This window comes from Acidovorax sp. KPB24-07, assembly GCF_057543315.1.
The window spans coordinates 1-1822 of the sequence record NZ_BAAJYS010000550.1 but is presented as its reverse complement, the minus strand read 5'-3'; the positions used below and the strand labels follow the sequence as shown (position 1 = coordinate 1822).

1 protein-coding gene and 1 pseudogene are annotated in these 1822 nt (G+C 72.2%); one reads left to right on the top strand and one right to left on the bottom strand.

The window, feature by feature from the left end; translation table 11 throughout:
- On the bottom strand, positions 1 to 791 hold a 791-nt coding region (gene thiD, locus AC27IQ_RS23705; RefSeq protein ID WP_487091025.1), incomplete at its 3' end, for a bifunctional hydroxymethylpyrimidine kinase/phosphomethylpyrimidine kinase.
- Positions 792 to 1038: 247 nt separating this feature from the next.
- On the opposite strand from thiD, the pseudogene AC27IQ_RS23700 reads away from it, so the two are divergent.
- Positions 1039 to 1822 (top strand): annotated as a pseudogene (locus AC27IQ_RS23700) (FAD-dependent oxidoreductase); the annotation flags it as partial.

The following is a 1822-nucleotide window of genomic DNA, read 5'->3' as shown; positions in this document are numbered from 1 at the left end:
CCGGTGTGCACGTCGGCGCCCGCGGCGATGGCCGCCAGGATGTAGGCGCGCGCATGCTCCACGGCCTGCACGAGCGGCTCGCCGAGCGCCAGGTGCGCGGCGATCGCGGACGACAGCGTGCAGCCCGTTCCGTGCCCGTTGTGCGTGGCGATGCGGGCCGACTGCAGCCGGTGGTACAGGCCCTGCGGCCCGGCCAGCACGTCGATCACCCAGTCGCCCGGCAGGTGGCCGCCTTTGAGCAGCACGGCCGGCGCGCCGAGCGCCAGCAGGTCCTGCGCCGCAGCGTCCAGCGCATCGGCGCCGTCCACCGCCCGGCCCAGCAGCAAGCCCGCTTCGTCGAGGTTGGGCGTGACCAGCGTGGCGAGCGGGAACAAGGCCTCGACCAGCACGCCCACGGTTTCTTGCGCGATGAGCCGGTCGCCGCTGGTGGCGACCATCACCGGGTCCAGCACCACGTGCGGCAGGCGGTGGCGGCGGATGGCATCGGCCACCACGCGCACCACCTCGGGCGAATGCAGCATGCCGATCTTCACGGCGTCCACGCCGATGTCCTCCACCACCGCATCGATCTGCTGGCGCAGCATGTCCGGCGGCACGCCGTGGATGGCGCGCACGCCCTGCGTGTTCTGCGCGGTCAGGGCGGTGATGGCGGTCATGCCGTAGCAGCCCAGGGCGCTGAAGGTTTTCAGGTCGGCCTGGATGCCCGCTCCGCCGCCGCTGTCCGATCCGGCGATCGACAGCACGCGTGCGTAGCGGCGGGCGGCCGGCGGCGAGAGGGTCTCAGTGTTCATGGGCAAAAATTATGGCCCATGCGCCAGGTCAAACCGGCGGGCGCGGTCACTGTGCTGTAATCCCTGCACGGACGAAACAGGGGTGTCCCGCCCATGGCGCGCGACTGAGAACATACCCTGGGGCCTGGCGGCCACACCACCGCCCCGCGTGCCCCGCGACCCGATCCAGGTCATGCTGGCGTGGGGAGTTTCATCGGCGGAGCCTTCCCGTTTTGTCCCCCTGTTGGCTTGCAGACAGACGGACCCGATGCGCCCCCTTCTTCTTTCCCCTTCCTCGCCCTCTTCCCTTGCCATTCTGGGCGCCGGCCTCATGGGCCGGCTGCTGGCCGTGGAGCTGGCCCACCAGGGCCATGCGGTCACGGTCTACGACGCCGCCGGTCCCGATGCGCAAGGCGCCGCGGCGCGCATCGCCGCGGCCATGCTGGCACCGTTGGCGGAGTCCGCGGTGACCGAGCCCGGCGTGGTGCGCATGGGCCACTACGCGCTCACGCGCTGGCCCCAGTTGCTGGCCCGCCTGAACGGCCCCGTGTTCTTTCAGCAGGAGGGCACGCTGATCCTGTGGCACCGCCAGGACGCGCCCGAGGCCGCGCGGCTGCGCGGACAACTCGAACGCACCACGGCCACCCTGCCGGAACTGCCCGCCCTGCAGGTGCTCGACAGCGCCGGCGTGCAGGCGCACGAGCCGGCCGTGGGGCAGCGCTTCGCCCAGGGGCTGTATTTGCCCGGCGAGGGCCAGCTGGACAACCGGCAGCTGCTGGCCGCGCTGGAGGCCAGCTTCGCCGGCCTGGGCATCGAGGCCCACTGGCACTGCCCGCGCGCACCATCGGACTTTTCGCCCGGCATGCCCGGCCAGCCCGATTGGGTGATCGACTGCCGGGGCCTGGGCGCCCGCACGCAGTGGAGCGCGCTGCGCGGCGTGCGCGGCGAGGTCGTGCGCGTGCATGCGCCCGAGGTGACCCTGCGGCGGCCGACCCGCCTGGTGCATCCGCGCTACCCGATCTACATCGCCCCCCAAGGAAGACCACCTGTTC